Origin of the sequence: Streptomyces specialis (genome assembly GCF_001493375.1) — a bacterium.
GTDB lineage: Bacteria > Actinomycetota > Actinomycetes > Streptomycetales > Streptomycetaceae > Streptomyces > Streptomyces specialis.
In genome coordinates this window covers 378,419-393,592 of the sequence record NZ_LN929897.1, presented here as the reverse complement: position 1 = coordinate 393,592, position 15,174 = coordinate 378,419, and the positions used below count along the sequence as shown (strand labels likewise).

General features: G+C 74.7%; 15 protein-coding genes and 2 pseudogenes. 9 read left to right on the top strand and 8 right to left on the bottom strand.

The window, feature by feature from the left end; translation table 11 throughout:
- The 3 genes from BN2279_RS24530 to BN2279_RS24520 all read right to left on the bottom strand — a co-directional run.
- A partial coding sequence (locus BN2279_RS24530) for a DUF3492 domain-containing protein (protein ID WP_159037324.1) occupies positions 1-919 on the bottom strand: 919 nt, incomplete at its 3' end.
- 202 nt (positions 920-1,121) lie between these two features.
- A complete protein-coding gene (locus tag BN2279_RS24525; protein WP_059013223.1) occupies positions 1,122-1,898 on the bottom strand; it encodes a DUF3152 domain-containing protein in 777 nt (258 codons plus the stop codon).
- Between the two features lie 317 nt (positions 1,899-2,215).
- Positions 2,216-3,181 carry an alpha/beta fold hydrolase gene (locus BN2279_RS24520; RefSeq protein ID WP_079032471.1) on the bottom strand — a complete coding sequence of 322 codons (966 nt, stop codon included), beginning with the start codon at positions 3,179-3,181 and terminating at the stop codon, positions 2,216-2,218.
- Positions 3,182-3,316: 135 nt separating this feature from the next.
- Here BN2279_RS24520 and BN2279_RS24515 point away from each other — a divergent pair, with 135 nt between their 5' ends.
- From BN2279_RS24515 to BN2279_RS24485, 7 genes are all read left to right on the top strand, one after another.
- Positions 3,317-3,559: a hypothetical protein gene (locus BN2279_RS24515; RefSeq protein WP_059013222.1), complete on the top strand. Its 243-nt coding sequence runs from the start codon at positions 3,317-3,319 to the stop codon at positions 3,557-3,559.
- A gap of 129 nt (positions 3,560-3,688) precedes the next feature.
- Positions 3,689-4,315, top strand: coding sequence for a TetR/AcrR family transcriptional regulator (locus tag BN2279_RS24510; RefSeq protein ID WP_059013221.1), 627 nt, complete (start codon positions 3,689-3,691; stop codon positions 4,313-4,315).
- Between the two features lie 168 nt (positions 4,316-4,483).
- The gene (locus tag BN2279_RS24505; RefSeq protein WP_059013220.1) at positions 4,484-4,711 is read left to right on the top strand and encodes a DUF3107 domain-containing protein; all 228 of its coding nucleotides are present in this window, start codon (positions 4,484-4,486) and stop codon (positions 4,709-4,711) included.
- 126 nt (positions 4,712-4,837) lie between these two features.
- On the top strand, positions 4,838-5,776 hold the full coding sequence (locus tag BN2279_RS24500) for a DMT family transporter (protein ID WP_059013219.1): 939 nt from the start codon (positions 4,838-4,840) through the stop codon (positions 5,774-5,776).
- The gene (locus BN2279_RS24495; protein WP_059013218.1) at positions 5,773-6,375 is read left to right on the top strand and encodes a suppressor of fused domain protein; all 603 of its coding nucleotides are present in this window, start codon (positions 5,773-5,775) and stop codon (positions 6,373-6,375) included. The genes BN2279_RS24500 and BN2279_RS24495 overlap by 4 nt, the downstream gene beginning before the upstream one ends.
- Positions 6,376-6,417: 42 nt before the next feature.
- Complete coding sequence (locus tag BN2279_RS24490) at positions 6,418-7,056, top strand: DUF6758 family protein (RefSeq protein ID WP_059013217.1); 639 nt, start codon at positions 6,418-6,420, stop codon at positions 7,054-7,056.
- Between the two features lie 23 nt (positions 7,057-7,079).
- Positions 7,080-7,922 (top strand): PHP domain-containing protein, encoded by an 843-nt coding sequence (locus tag BN2279_RS24485; RefSeq protein WP_059013216.1) that lies wholly within the window; start codon positions 7,080-7,082, stop codon positions 7,920-7,922.
- Here BN2279_RS24485 and BN2279_RS24480 read toward each other — a convergent pair.
- Complete coding sequence (locus BN2279_RS24480) at positions 7,912-8,796, bottom strand: alpha/beta fold hydrolase (protein ID WP_059013215.1); 885 nt, start codon at positions 8,794-8,796, stop codon at positions 7,912-7,914. The genes BN2279_RS24485 and BN2279_RS24480 overlap by 11 nt on opposite strands.
- A gap of 131 nt (positions 8,797-8,927) precedes the next feature.
- Positions 8,928-10,619: pseudogene (locus BN2279_RS24475) on the bottom strand (DEAD/DEAH box helicase); the annotation flags it as partial.
- Positions 10,620-10,929: 310 nt separating this feature from the next.
- Here BN2279_RS24475 and BN2279_RS24470 point away from each other — a divergent pair.
- Positions 10,930-11,667, top strand: a complete 738-nt coding sequence (locus tag BN2279_RS24470) for a ferritin-like fold-containing protein (protein ID WP_059013214.1) — start codon at positions 10,930-10,932, stop codon at positions 11,665-11,667.
- 34 nt (positions 11,668-11,701) lie between these two features.
- Positions 11,702-12,163 (top strand): annotated as a pseudogene (locus BN2279_RS30860) (hypothetical protein); the annotation flags it as partial.
- A 117-nt stretch (positions 12,164-12,280) separates the two neighbouring features.
- Here the strand turns inward: BN2279_RS30860 and BN2279_RS24465 are convergent.
- The 3 genes from BN2279_RS24465 to BN2279_RS24455 form a co-directional block, all read right to left on the bottom strand.
- Positions 12,281-12,712 (bottom strand): sec-independent translocase, encoded by a 432-nt coding sequence (locus tag BN2279_RS24465; RefSeq protein WP_079032470.1) that lies wholly within the window; start codon positions 12,710-12,712, stop codon positions 12,281-12,283.
- Between the two features lie 100 nt (positions 12,713-12,812).
- The gene (locus BN2279_RS24460) at positions 12,813-14,024 is read right to left on the bottom strand and encodes a S1C family serine protease (protein ID WP_079032469.1); all 1,212 of its coding nucleotides are present in this window, start codon (positions 14,022-14,024) and stop codon (positions 12,813-12,815) included.
- Between the two features lie 300 nt (positions 14,025-14,324).
- Positions 14,325-15,107: a hypothetical protein gene (locus tag BN2279_RS24455; protein ID WP_104531111.1), complete on the bottom strand. Its 783-nt coding sequence runs from the start codon at positions 15,105-15,107 to the stop codon at positions 14,325-14,327.
- Positions 15,108-15,174: the final 67 nt, after the last annotated feature.

The following is a 15,174-nucleotide window of genomic DNA, read 5'->3' as shown; positions in this document are numbered from 1 at the left end:
CCGCCCGCCCGGCCCAGAGCAGCCCGGGCACGCCCTCGCCCGCCGCCCCCCGGAACCGCCCGGCACCGCACCGCTCCGCCCGGCGCCGGACCGGCGTGTCGCCCGGGGTGACGAACGCGGCCCTGGCGTACGCCTCCCGCGCCAGCCGCGCCTGGAAGGCGGTCAGCAGGGCACGCACGGCGGCGCCCGGCGCCGAGGGCGCCAGCCCCCCCGCGGGGAGGCGCGCGGCGTGCCGGGGGGCGCCGCGGGGGACCGGCGGCGGGGCGCGGGGGAGGGGCGGGCCCAGGCCCCCCGGCGGCGGGGGGGGCCCCCCCCCCCGGGGGGGGCCCCCCCCCCCGCCCGGGCCCCCCCGGGCCCCCCGCCAGTCCAGGGAGAGCGGGCGCAGCGCCCGCTCCAGCCGCCCGGCGACGGCCAGCAGGTCCGCGATCCGCGCCGCCCGCAGGGCGCGCGGCGCGCCCGGGGCGAGGCAGGCCGCCTCCAGGATCCGCACGGCCTGCTCCGAACCCAGCCACGCGCCGAGGCCGCCGTGCTCCGCCGCGAGCGCGGCCAGCCCGTACAGACCACGGGCGAAACGGTCCCCTGGCGCTCCGCTCCTCTCGTCCCCGGGCGGCTGCGGCCCGGGGACCAGCGCGGCGGTCAGCTCGGCGAAGCAGTCGGCGAACCGCCGAGCGAGCGCGGGCGGCACCGGCCCGGTGCCCACCGGCGGCCCCCAGAGCGGGGCCGTGCGCACCCGCCGCACGGCCGGGGGCAGCGGACGGCGGGGGCCCTCCGCCTGCTGACGGCTGCGGCTGAGGGCGTGCACGTCGAAACGGAGCCCGGGGTCGTGGCCGGCGAGCCCGTGCAGCAGCCGGTCGCACCAGGCCACCGACTCGCCCTGCGCGTACGGGTATCCACCCTCTGTGAGCAATGCGACGCGCACTCACGCACCCCCTGGTCTCCGTGTCCGTGACGGCAAGACGTTATGTCTACATGTGCCGGTCACGGCGGACGGTTGTCCGTCACACCACCGGAAGGGGTGAAGATTCGTGTCTTTCCACGGAGCTCAGTCGTTAACGCGCCGGACGCGCCACAAGTGGCCGCGCCCGGCGCCGTCGCTCAGGGGATTGCCGCTGGACTTCCGCTCAGTTCTCCGGATGCGGCCACGGGTTGGGGCGGCATGTCACGCCGTCCGACTCCAGGAACTTGGTCTGCTGCATCATCACCGGCGCCGGCTCCCCCTCGCCGGGGCACAGCACGTGCTGGTAGCCGAGCCGGTGGCCCACCTCGTGGTTGACGAGCATCTGCCGGTATCCGCCGATGTCGTCGCCGTAGGTCTCCGAACCCTGCGCCCAGCGCCAGGCGTTGATCATCACGCGCTCGGTGCTCGACGAGTTGCAGGAGACGTTGTCCTCGGTGATGTCCAGGCCCGAGCGGGCGCACCAGTCGGCCGTCGTGCCCGGGCTGGCCAGGGTGATCACGAAGTCGTACTCGCCCGCCGAGACCCGGGCGAAGGAACGCTCGCCGTCGTTGCCCCAGCCGCGCTCGTCGTTGAGGGTGCGGTGGACGACGTCCGCGAAGAACTCGGGGTCGAGTCCGAGCCCCTCCTCGACGTCCACCCGGTACCGCAGCACCGTGGCCGCGTCCGGATCGGGCGCGGGATCGCTGCCCGCGACGGGAACCAGCTCCCCCGAGCCGGTCAGCTCGGGATCCATCGCGAACTTGGTGCTCATCAGCTCCTCGAACGTCGGCTCGGCGCCCGCGGCTCCCGAGGGCGCCCCCTGCCCGGGCTCGGTGAGCACCTCACCGTCCCGCGGCTCCACGGCCTCCGCCGAGGGGCGCTCGCCGTCGGTCACGTCGCCGCCCGCCGCCTCCGGACCGGCCATCCGCACCGCGATCAGGACGGCCAGCGCCGTCACCACCGCGGCGGCGGCCCCCGTCAGCTTTCCGCCCCGGCCCCGCTTCCGCTCGGCGCGGTGCCGCGGGCCCGGCCGCCTATCCCCGGGCCCTGGCCGGCGGAGCGGCGCCTGGCCGCTCCCCCCGGCCGCCGCCGGAATCTGCCCCACAGGCGGGGGGTCGTGCCACCACCCTGGGTTCCGCTGTCCGGGGACGCGGCCTGGGTGGTGCGGATCGTCGAAGGCATCGAGGTACTCCTGACGAGGTCCATGGACAGGTGCGGGTGCCGCCGCTCCGGGCGGCGGTATCGGGGGGTCGCGGTGGTCCATCCGGCCGGCCTCCCCTAGCCGCCCTCTGCCGCGGCGGTCGCGACGACGAACTCCCGGAAGGAGCGCGCCACCTCGGCCGGGTACTCCATCATCGCCACGTGCCCGGCCTCGGGCATGACCACCAGCCGCGAGGATGGGAACGCCCGGCTGGCCCGCTTGGCCATCCTGAACGACACCAGCCGGTCCCGCACCCCGTACACCAGCAGCGTCGGCGCGAGTACCCGCTGGGCCTGACGCCACAGCGAGTGCTGCCCGGTCAGCGTGTAGGTGTTGACGATGCCGCGCGCGGTGCGGCTGAGCGAGTCCCAGAAGTACGGCAGCGCCTGCCGCCGTTCCAGCTCCGCCTCGGCCGCCGCGAACTCGTCCAGCGTGATCCGCGCCGGGTCGCCGTAGCAGAGCCGCAGCACCTGGCGGGCGCGGTGCGCGGCCGGCAGGTCCCGCGTCACGCGGCGCATCAGCCGCGGCATGCCCGGCATGCCCAGCAGACCGGTCGGCAGCGCGGTGCGCTGCGGCGGCAGCTCGGGGAGCGCGGGCGAGATCAGGGTGACGGTCCGCACCAGATCGGGCCGGAGCGCGGCGACCCGGGTGACGGCGGCGCCGCCGAGCGAGTTGCCGAACAGGTGGACCGCGCCGCGCCCGCTCGCCTCCAGGCAGCGGATGACGGCTCTGGCGTGTCCGTAGACGGAGTAGTCGCCGTTGTCGGGCGGCGGCGAGGCGCCGAAGCCCGGCAGGTCGAGGGCCTCGCACTCGACGTCGCCGGAGAGCAGCTCCATGAGCGCCGACCAGTTGCGCGACGAGCCGCCGAGGCCGTGGACGAAGAGGGCCGGTTCGAGGCCGTCGCACGCCGCGGCGCGGCGGCGCACCGCCAGCGTCATCCCGGGCAGCGCGACGGTCCGCAACGTTTCTCCGTCCCGGACCCCCGGCCAGCCCTCCGCGGCGGCGAGCGCGGCCTGGGTCCGCAGCTCCTCGGTGGTTGGCATGGGCGCAATATTACGAGCCCGTCACGCTCCTGACACGCACCCGTCGGCGTCCGGCGGCGATTCGTGAGTTCGCCTCCGCCCCGCCACCCCCCTACGCTTGGGTTTCCCCACCTGTTCCGCGGAGGTTCCGACGCCATGACCCAGGATCCGAAAGAGCCCGAGTCGTACGACGAGTTCCCCGACGAGGAGCGGGGGGACGAGCTGTTCGGCGAGGAGCTCGGCGACGAGGCGCCCGAGGCGGACACCGCCGAGCAACGCGCCGACCTGCTGCGACCGCGCGACACCCCGCTGACGGGCCCCGGGCCGGTCGAGGCGGATCCGGCCGACGCGGCCGAGCAGGCGCGGGAGGTCGACCCCGGTGACGACGAGTACCGGTGAGGCGCGGGCTGTCCACGGAGTGAAATCCTCCCTTCGCGCAGCACCCCGCGCGACTACTCGAAAGTAGGATGTCGCGAGGCGTTCGATCGGACGCCTTGTTCGCGCACACCACGACCACCGGGAGGCGGCGTGACAGCCACCGAGCACACGGAGGCGCGCCCACGCGGAACGCGCCTGCCGCGCCGGGCCAGACGGAATCAACTGCTGGGCGCGGCTCAGGAGGTGTTCGTCGCGCAGGGGTACCACGCGGCGGCGATGGACGACATCGCGGACCGCGCCGGCGTCAGCAAGCCGGTGCTGTACCAGCACTTCCCCGGCAAGCTCGAGCTGTATCTCGCGCTTCTCGACCAGCACTGCGACGCGCTGGTGCAGGCGATCCGCAAGGCGCTCTCCTCGACCAGCGACAACAAGCAGCGCATCGCGGCCACGATGGACGCCTACTTCGGGTTCGTCGAGCACGAGGGCGGCGCGTTCCGGCTGGTCTTCGAGTCCGACCTGACGAACGAGCCCGCCGTGCGCGAGCGCGTGGACCAGGTGTCGGTGGACTGCGCCAAGCTGGTCTGCCCGCTGATCGCCGAGGACGCCGACCTGCCCGAGGACCAGTCGATGCTGCTCGCGGTGAGCCTGTGCGGCATGGCCCAGATCACCGCGCGTCACTGGCTCCGCTCGGGACAGAAGCTGCCGCGCGACATCGCGAAGTCGCTGACGACGTCGCTGGCGTGGCGTGGCATCGCGGGCTTCCCGATGCAGCACTGACCGGCCACGGGCGCCGTACCGACGCCGCGCCGACGCCGTACCGGCGAGAGGCGAACTGTTCGCTCTGGGCGTGGCCGTCCGTCACCGGGCACGGGAAACGCGCGGCTAACCTGTGATCGGTACGGCGCGGACCATCGCGCACGTCATGGACCAGCGGAGGGACAAGCCGTGGAGATCAAGATCGGCGTTCAGCACACGCCGCGCGAGATCGTTCTCGAGAGCGGGCAGTCTGCCGAGGAGGTGGAGAGCTCGATCGCCGAGGCGCTTTCCGGTTCCGGCAAGCTGCTCACCCTGGTCGACGAGCACGGCCGGAAGGTCCTGGTCCCGGCGGACCGGGTCGCGTATGTGGAGATCGGCCAGTCGGCTCAGCGCCGGGTGGGCTTCGGGGCGCTGTAGGACTCGTTCCCCGCGACATCGGGACGGCGGCCGGCGGGTGCCGGCCGCCGTCCCGTTTCGCCATGACGCGGCTCGCGGCCCGCGCATGACGTCCCGTCACTTCCGGCATCCGGGGGAGGAGGAGCCGTGTTCGCCACCGGTACCCGCCGTGCGGGCGGGTCGCGGGTTCCCGCGCCGGCCGCGCGGACGCCCGGGACCCGGCTCGACGTGACGCTGCTGGCGGTGGCGGGGGCCGGCGTCTCGTTCTCCGGCCCGCTGATCGCCGCCACCGCCGCGCCCGCCCTGGCCGTCGCGTTCTGGCGCAACGCCCTGGCCGTCGCCGGAATGGTCCCCGTCGTGGCGCTGCGCGGGCGGCTGCGGGCGGAGCTGGCGGGCGTCGGCCGCCGCGCGTTCACGCTCTCCCTGGCCGCGGGCGCGGCCCTGGCGGCGCACTTCGCGCTGTGGCTGCCCAGCCTGCGCCTCACCTCCATCGCCTCGTCCGTCGCCCTGGTCACCACGACCCCCGTCTGGACCACGCTGCTGCTGAAGCTGTCCGGCCACCGGCCGCCGGCGGGCGTGTGGCTCGGCTCGTGCGTCGCGTTCGCCGGGGTGCTGCTGCTCACCGGGGTGGACCTGTCCGTGTCCCCCGAGGCGCTGGCCGGGGACGCGCTGGCGCTGGGCGGCGGGATCGCCGCGGCCGGATATGTGCTGATCGGCGCCGAGGTCAGGCGCACGGTCGGCGCCACCGCCTACACGTTCCTCTGTTACGCCACGACCGCCGTCCTGCTGCTCGCCGTCTGCCTGGTGGCGGGCGTGTCCCTGGGCGGCGGCTACAGCGGCGAGACCTGGCTGAAGCTGGCCGTGCTCACCGTGATCGCCCAGTTCCTCGGCCATTCGCTGCTCAACCGGGTGGTGGGCGGCCTCGGCCCGTCGATCACCTCCACCGCGCTGCTGCTGGAGACGCCGGGCGCCGCCCTGGTCGCCGCCGTGTGGCTCGGCCGGCTCCCGCCGGCCGCCGCCTTCCCGGCGCTCGCCGTGATCCTGCTCGGCCTCGCTCTCGTCATCCGAGGTGAACGGACGTCATGACCGACCCGACCGACCTGCTCTCCCGCGTCGAGGAGCGGCTGCGCGCCGCCCTCGGCGAGCCCGACGCCCGCGCCTCGGTGACGTTCGTCGGCACCGACCGGATCCAGGTGCTGCGCTTCGCCGACGCGGAACAGGGCCTGGTCCGGTACGCGACGCTCGGCATGTCCGCCGCGCCCATGACCGACCCCACCGCCGTCCTGGCCGACCCGGTCCGTGGCCCGCGCGCCGAACTGGTGCTGTCGCTGCGCGCCGGGCGGGCTTCCACCGACGAGGTGCTGCGCCCGCTGGCCGTCCTCGCCGCCTCCCCGCAGGTCGAGGGGGTGGTGGTGGCGCCCGGCGGCTCCCTGGAGCTGGGCGGGCCGCTGTGGCCGGGCGCGCCGTTCACCTCGGTGCTGGTGGGCGAGCCGGGCGGGCTGGTGCCCGACCTGGAGCTGACCGAGCCGTACGAGCCGGTGCGGTTCCTGCCGCTGCTGCCGATGACCCCGAACGAGGCCGCCTGGAAACGGGTGCACGGCGCCGCCGCGCTGGAGGAACGCTGGCTGGCCCACGGGACGGACCTGCGCGACCCGCTCCGCGCCGCGGTCACCCTCGACGGCTGATCCGCTTGACGGACGGGCGGCACGGAGGGACTGTTGTACCCCATGAGGGGCGAACCGAGTTGCCCGAAATGCGGCGGTCGGGTGCGAGCACCCGGTCTCTTCGCCGACTCCTGGCAGTGCGCCCTCCACGGCGCCGTCCACCCGCTCCAGCCGATCGTCCCGCCCGGCGTCAACGCCCTGACGGTGGCGGTCGACCGCGCGAAGGTCCCGGTCTGGATGCCCTGGCCGCTCCCGGTCGGCTGGTTGTTCACCGGCGTCGCCTCCGCGGGGGACGACCGCGCCGGCGGCCGGGCCACGGCCGTGGCCTGCTCCGGCCCGGGGCCGCTGGGCGGCCCCGGTGAGCTGCTGCTGATCGCCGAGGAGCTCGGCGTCGGCCTCGGCGCCCGGTACGCGGGCGTGGACGGCCCCGACCCGGCGCCGCACCTGGACATGACGGAGGCGCCGCCGGTCAAGGTGCTGGCCGGGGGCCGCCCGACCCCGCTGTGGCTGGCCCGGGGCACCCCCGAGGACCGGGCGGTGTTCGCGGGCGAGGCGATGGGGCTGTGGCTGTGGGCCGTGGTCTGGCCGCAGCAGTGCGGGCTGCTGATGTACGACGAGATCGTGCTGGCCGACCTGCGCGACGCCGGCTCGGAGATGGACCTCGTGCCGTGCGGGGCCCTGTCCCCCCGGATCCTGTCCTGAGCACGCCGGGTACCCTGGGCCGCGTGCGCATCGATCTGCACACTCATTCGACGGCCTCGGACGGCACGGACTCGCCCGCCGAGCTGGTGCGGGGTGCCGCGGCGGCCGGGCTCGACGTGGTCGCCCTGACCGACCACGACACGGTCACCGGCTGGCCGGAGGCCATGGCGGCGCTGCCCCCGGGACTGACGCTGGTCACCGGCGCGGAGATCTCCTGCCGCCTGGGCGACATCAGCCTCCACATGCTGGGTTATCTCTTCGACCCCGACGAGCCGGAGCTGGCCCGCGAGCGGGACCTGCTGCGTGACGACCGGGTGCCCAGGGCCCAGGCGATCGTGGCCAAGCTGCGCGAGCTGGGCGTGCCGGTCACCTGGGAGCGGGTCCGCGAGCTGGCCACCGGCGCGGTGGGCCGGCCGCACATCGCGGCGGCCATGGTGGAGACGGGCGTGATCCCGGACGTGTCGGCGGCGTTCACCGCCGAGTGGATCGCCGACGGCGGCCGGGCGCATGTGGAGAAGCACGAGCTGGACGCGCGCACCGCCGTCCGCCTCATCCGTAACGCGGGCGGTGTCGCTGTCTTCGCCCACCCGCTGGCGGCCCGGCGCGGCCGGATCGTCCCGGACGAGGCGATCGGCGAGCTGGTGGCCGCGGGCCTGGACGGTGTCGAGGTCGACCACATGGACCACGACGCGGCCACCCGTGACCGGCTCCGCGCGATGGCCCGCGATCTGGGCCTGCTGACGACGGGCTCCAGCGACTACCACGGCACGCGCAAGACGTGCGTCCTGGGCGAGCACACGACCTCGCCCGAGGTCTACGAGGAGATCGTCGCCCGCGCGAAGGGCACCCGCCCGGTCACCGGCTGACCTCCGGCGGGCGCGCGACCGCGCGCGGCCGGACGCCGTGCCAGAAGTCGATCATGGCCGCGGCCGTCGCCTCCGGACGCTCGGCGTTGGGCGAGTGCTCGGCGTTCCTGATCACCGTGCGGCGGGCGTTCAGCCGGGCCGCCATGCGGTCCAGCAGGGGCACCGGCCAGGCGCCGTCCCGCTCCCCGGAGAGCACGTGCACGGGCACGCCGGCGGCGGCGAGCCGTTCCACCCGGTCCGGCTCGTACCGCAGGGTGCGGCCCGTGGCGCGGAGCTGGGCGGGGGCGTTCGCCAGCCAGCGGCGCATCAGGAACTCGCCGATCTCCCCGGCCTCCGCGCGCGGATGCCACACCCGCCACACCACGCGCGGGCCGAGCACCGGCAGTCCGGCCGTCAGCGCCCGCACCTTCCAGCGCGGCCAGCGCGCGACCCGCCCGGGGCCGGAACCGATCAGTGTCAGCGACGCGAACGGCGACCGCCCGGCCGCCACCGCCCGCAGCACCGCGCCGCGCGAGATCAGGCCGCCCAGCGAGTGCCCGACCAGATGGACCGGGCCGCTGTCCGCGACCGCCTCGGCCTGCGCCAGCACGTCCTCCGCCAGCGCCCCGAGCCCGAACGCCCGCCGTCCGTCCGCGCACAGCGACTCGTACTGCCCGCGCCCGTCGACCGCGACCGCCCGGAAGCCCGCGCCGGCCAGCGGCGCGAGCAGCCCGATGAAGTCTTCCTTGCTGCCCGTGTACCCGGGCACCAGCAGCGCCGTCCCGGCGGGCGCGCCCGCCGGAGCGGCGTCAAGCACGGCGAACTTCCCGCGCCGGGTGGCGAGCGGATAGGCCCGCACCCCGGCGGGCGGCATACAGAACGGCGGCCTGCTCACCCTTCGACAGTAACCGAGGGGGAACCGGCCGCCGCCGGGCGGGACCGCCACCGGTCACGGCGGCGGCGACGGCTGTCCGCCGCGCGGACGGGCAGCCGTCGTGCCGATCAGCCCTCCGCGCCCGCGGCGCCCGCCGACTGGCCACCGCGGGTGCGGCGGCGACGGCGGCGCGGGGTGCGCGGCGTACCGGCGTGCTCCTCGGTCGCGGCCGGGGCCGCTCCCTCGGCGGCGACCGCCACGGCCGGCTCGTCCGCCGCGGCGGACGCGGCCGGCGCCTGGGCGCCGCCCTCGCCCTCGGCGAGGGTCGCCCCGCCGCGGGTGCGGCGGCGCTGGCGCGGGGCGCGCGCCTGCCGCTGCGGCTCCGGACGGCTCTCCCGCCCGCCGCGGCGCCGGCCGCCGGGGCCGCCGAGGTCCTCGACCTCTTCGGCGTCCAGACCGGCGCGGGTCCGCTCGGCGCGCGGCAGCGTGCCCCTGGTCCCCTCCGGGATGCGCAGCGCCTCGAAGAGATGCGCCGACGTGGAGTACGTCTCCACCGGGTCGGGGAACGCCAGGCCCAGCGCCTTGTTGATCAACTGCCAGCGCGGGATGTCGTCCCAGTCGACCAGCGTCACCGCGATGCCGGTGGCCCCGGCCCGGCCGGTGCGGCCGATGCGGTGCAGGTAGGTCTTCTCGTCCTCCGGCGTCTGGTAGTTGATCACGTGCGTGACGCCGTCCACGTCGATGCCGCGGGCCGCGACGTCGGTGCAGACGAGGACGTCGACCTTGCCGTTGCGGAAGGCCCGCAGCGCCTGCTCGCGCGCGCCCTGGCCGAGGTCGCCGTGCACGGCGGCGGCGGCGAAGCCCCGGCGGCCGAGCTGCTCGGCGACATCGGCCGCGGTGCGCTTGGTGCGGCAGAAGACCATCACCAGCCCCCGGCCCTCGGCCTGGAGCATGCGCGCGAGCATCTCGGGCTTGTCCATCGAGTGGGCCCGGAAGACGTGCTGTGTGGTGTTGGCCACAGTCGCGCCGTCGTCGTCGGGCGCGGTGGCGCTGATGTGCGTGGGCTGGTTCATGTAGCGGCGGGCCAGGCCGATGACCTGTCCCGGCATGGTCGCGGAGAAGAGCATGGTCTGCCGCTTGGCCGGCAGCCGCTCGATGATCTTCTCGACGTCGGGCAGGAAGCCCAGGTCCAGCATCTCGTCGGCCTCGTCGAGGACCAGGCAGCGGACCTCGGACAGGTCCAGCTTGCGCTGCCCCGCCAGGTCGAGCAGGCGGCCCGGGGTGCCGACGACGACGTCGACGCCCCTGTTCAGCGCCTCGACCTGCGGCTCGTAGGCACGGCCGCCGTAGATGGACAGGACCCGGACGTTGCGGACCTTGCCCGCGGTGAGCAGGTCGTTGGTCACCTGCTGGCACAGCTCGCGCGTGGGGACGACCACGAGGGCCTGGGGCGCGTCGGTGAGCTGCTCGGGCCGGGCGCGCCCGGCCTCGACGTCCGCGGGGACGGTGACGGTCTCCAGCAGCGGAAGGCCGAAGCCGAGCGTCTTGCCGGTGCCGGTCTTGGCCTGGCCGATGACGTCGCAGCCCGCGAGGGCCACGGGGAGCGTCATCTCCTGGATGGGGAAGGGTGTGATGATGCCGACGGCCTCAAGGGCTTCGGCGGTCTCGGCCAGAATCCCGAGATCTCGGAATGTGGTGGTGATCGCGGACAGGGTGATTGCCTCTTCTGTGTGACGCGGCGCACGGCGGCGAGGCGGGTCGTGCTTACCGCGCCAGGTACCGGTGGCCCCCTGGGAAGGGGCCGGCCGTCCGGCGCGGGACCCGGTCGTCTCGCTCAAGCGCATGCACCGCGCGAGCGGGTCCCTCATGCGGGGCCTGTGCGAGGGCCTCGGACACCGTCCGGGGCTCCCTCACCGCACCGCGCGGAGGGCTGGTCAGGTCGGAGCCGATCGGGCCACCGACCGGGCATCCGCGGGGGGCCCTGGGCTTCCGTGCTTACCGGGCCCAGGAACTCCAGCATGGGGATGGACCCACCACATACAAGCGGGCCTCTATAGCACTGTACCCCGGAATGACGCACATGTGGCAGGCCCTGTGCGGGAACGATCCGGCCGCGGTCGGCACGGGCCTGTCGCCGGGCTATTGTGCACAGGCATGGAGACGCCGCAGACGCCTGAGACCGCACCCGTTCCCGACACCGGGATCGCCGCGACGGACTGGGCGGCGGCGTCCGCCGACCCGCGGTACCGGGCGGCCGTGGTCGATCTGCTGGGTGCCCTGGCGTACGGGGAGCTGGCGGCGTTCGAGCGCCTCGCGGACGACGCCAAGCTGGCCCCGAGCCTCGCCGACAAGGCCGCGCTGGCCCGGATGGCGACGGCCGAGTTCCACCACTTCGAGCAGCTCACCGAGCGGCTGCGCCGGATCGACGAGGACCCGACGACGGCGATGGAGCCGTTCGCCATGGCGCTGGACGAGTTCCACCGGCTGACCGCGCCGTCCGACTGGCTGGAGGGCCTGGTCAAGGCGTACGTCGGGGACGCCATCGCCGCCGACTTCTACCGCGAGGTCGCCTCCCGGCTCGACGCGGACACCCGGTCGCTGGTGCTGAGTGTGCTCGACGACACAGGGCACGCGTCGTTCGCCGTGGAGAAGGTGCGCTCCGCGATCGAGTCCGACCCCCGCGTCGGCGGGCGGCTGGCCCTGTGGGCGCGCCGCCTGATGGGCGAGGCCCTGTCGCAGGCGCAGCGGGTGGTCGCCGACCGGGACGCGCTGTCCACGATGCTGGTGGGCGGCGTGGCCGACGGCTTCGACCTGGCGGAGATCGGCCGCATGTTCTCCCGCATCACGGAGGCCCACACCAAGCGCATGGCGGCTCTCGGCCTGTCCGCCTGACCCCGGCCGGGGCCGCGGGGCCTATGCTCGGGCCATGGCTACCGGGTTCGATCTGGCTCTGATCGAGGAGTCCGCGAAGAAGTCCTCACTGGTCTGGGTGCGCGGCCCCGAGGGCCCGGCGCGGGCGCTGTGGCACGTCTGGCACGACGGCGCGGTCTGCCTGGTCGGCGGCCCCGGGGAGCAGCCCCTCGACGGGCTCGGGCTCGTGGACGGCGGCACGGCGACCGTGACCTGCCGCGGCAAGGACAAGGGCGGCCGGCTGATCGTCTGGCCCGCCCGGGTCACCGAGGCGGCGCCGGACGGCGACGCGTGGCGGGAGGCCGTGGAGGAGCTGCGGGCCAAGCGGCTGAACGCGCCCGAGACGGCCGAGGCGCTGGCCGCCCGCTGGGCCGGTGAGTGCCGGGTGCTGCGCCTGGAGCCGAGCGGCGAACCGCTCCAGCGACCGGACACGATGCCCACCGCCTCGGGCGCCGCCGCGCCGCCGCCGGCAACCCCCCGCCCCGGTGAGTGTGGTGGGCATCTAGACATGTGGCGGTGGTTGGGATGCGGTCTCGTTGGGTTTGCAAGAGCCGAGCGCTTCCGAGGATCTCCCCTATCCTCTTCGTCGGCAGCGTCAGATGTGTATAAGGGACGGGGCGGGGCGGGCGGCGGCGTCGCCCGCCTTGCCCAGGCCGACCTTGCCACCCGGTTCCTTGGCGAGGGAGGTCCGGCCGGCTGCCGGACGGCCGTTGACCGCGTCGGTGACCTCGGACAGCTCCTTGCGCATGTCGAGGCTGCTGGTGAGTTCCCTGAGACCGAGGTCGTCGTTGTCCAGCAGGTGCTTGCGCGCGAACGTCCTGGGGTTGAGGTCCTGGAGGTCGAAGTCCTCGAACTCCGGGCCCAGCTCCTTGCGGATGTCGCGCTTGGCGCTGTCCGAGAACTCGCGGACCTTGCGCAGGAATCCGGCGGCGTCCTGGATCATCTTCGGGAGCTTCTCAGGGCCGAAGACGAGGATGGCGAGGACGATCAGCGCGATGAACTCCAGGGACCCTATATCGAAGAACACCTGACAGCTCCCTTACGCATACGGTAGATGGCCACGGTACCCGCCGGGGGCGGCCGATGGGAGACGGCGGGGAGCACGGCGCGGTGAACAGCGGCCGTCGTCATTCCCCGGCCGACTCCCCCAGCACCACCGTCAGTGAGCGCTCCTCGCCGTCGCGTTCGACGGTGAGCGTCAGCTCGTCGCCGGGCCGGTGGCTGCGGATCCTGACGATCAGCTCGTCACTGCCGCGCACCGGGGCGCCGTCGACCTCGGTGATGACGTCGCCCTCCTCGACCCCCGCCTCGTCCGCCGGGCCGCCCGGCACGACGGCCGGGTCGCCGGTCGAGCTGCCGACGCGGGCGCCCTCCCCCAGGTAGCCGGTGTCGAGGGTGACGCCGATGACCGGGTGGGTGGCGCGGCCGTGGTTGATGAGCTGCTCGGCGACGTCCTTGGCCTGGTTCACCGGGATGGCGAAGCCCAGGCCGACGCTGCCGGACTGGCCCGCGTCGAAGCCGCCGCTGTCGGCGGTGCGGATGGCGCTGTTGACGCCGATGACCCGGCCGTTGAGATCGACCAGCGGGCCGCCGGAGTTCCCCGGATTGATCGGGGCGTCGGTCTGCAACGCGTTGACGTAACTGATGTCGGAGCCGTCCGCCTCCTCGCCACCCGCCGTGATGGGGCGCTCGGTGGCGCTGATGATGCCCGAGGTGACGGTCCCCTCCAGGTCGAACGGGGCGCCGATCGCGACCACCGGGTCGCCGACGCGGACCGCGTCGGAGTCCCCGAGCGTCAGCGGGCTCAGCCCGGCGACGCCGGTCACCTTCACCACGGCCAGGTCGTAGCCGCTGTCCTGGCCGACGACCTCGGCCCGCGCCCGGTCGCCGCTGCTGAAGGTGACCTCTATGACGCCGCTCTCGCCGGCCGGGCGCACCACGTGGGCATTGGTGAGGATGTGCCCCTCGTCGTCGAGGATGAAGCCGGTGCCGGTGCCGGCCGAACCGCCGCCCGAGACGTGCAGGGTGACCACGCCGGGCAGCACCGCGTCCGCGATGCCCGCGATGCTTCCCTCCGGCCGGGGCGTGTCCTCCCCGGAGACGGCCTGCGGCAGCCGCACCTGGTCGAACGCGCCCTCGCGCTCCAGCAGGACCCCGATGCCGCCGCCGAGGATGCCGGCGAGCAGCGCGATCACAGCGGCCCCGACGATCAGCTTCGCGGTCCGCGCCCCGTCCCGTGCGGGACCGGCCGGGGCCGGGGTGGTGGGCGGCCGGTCGGCGCGGGGGTCCGGCGTCGCCGTCGCGCCGGTCGCGGCCCACGGGTCGTACCGGCGGGGCACTTTCTTTTTCCTCCCTTCCTGCCCCCCCCCCTAGCGGCGATAGCCTCTCGTACCGTGCTGCTCGGTTAGCTTGCGCGTACGGATTCGTTACTTCGCCGTCGAGACCCCCCGCCGAGACCTCAGTTTCCCTCTGCTGCGGCGGCGTCAGATGAGTAGAAGCGACAGGGGCCCGGTGGGGCCGGGCTCGCCCACGGCGGTAGGCCCGCCCCACCGGCACCGACCGCACGGGCGAGCCGCGCCCCACGGGCCCCGGAGGTGTGGGGTTGTCCTCGCCACACGCCGGGACCGGCGTGTGGCGGGTCACTCCGTCTCGTCCTGCGGCGTGATGATGTCGTCGCCGTAGTCGACGATGTCGTCCTCGCCGGGGGCGCGCAGCTCGAACTCCTCGCCCCAGTCGTCCATCGTCAGCTCACCGGCCGCGCCGCCGCGCTCCAGCCGCATCGGGTAGGGCACGCCGTCCAGCGAGACGTCCATCGCGCCGCCCACGCCGCCGTCCGCCTCGACGCGGATGGTGCGCACGCCCTGGATCTCGCCGCGGTCGCCGGTCTCCCGCTCGCCCTCCAGGGTGAGCAGTCCCTCCAGCAGCGTCTCCTTGTCGGTGAAGCCGCTGAGCTGCGCGTAGGCCGGGTCCTCGGGGGCGACGCGGACGTACTTGCCGTCCAGCTTCTCGGCCGGGTCGGTCTCCAGCTCCTCCGGGATGCCCTCGCTCTCCCAGAACGCCTCGTCGGCCTTGAGGAACAGCTCGTCGCCGACCCGCAGCAGTTCGAAGGTCATGCCCTCGGCGGACACCTCGCCGACGCCGCCCTCCTCGCTGAGCCGGACGTCGAGCCGGTACGACCGCCCCTCGCTGGTGACCGTGCCGGAGAGCCGGACCGCGGACGCGTCCACCGCCGCCTGCCTGGCCCGCTCCTCGATCTCGGCGGCGGGCAGGTCGCCTATGCCGTTGGTGCCCTCGTCCGGGTCGGCGGAACCGCCGCAGGCACCGAGCGTCAGGGCCAGCGCCCCGGCGCAGGCCGCGGCCGCCGTGGCCGCCGGAATCCTGCGCCACCTGACGAGGAGCGGTGCGGAGGCGGGTGGTGTCACGTCGGCTGCTCTCCTCGGCGGTGCGCGGCTGCTCGCCCCGCAGCGTACCCGGAGCCGTACCGCGCGC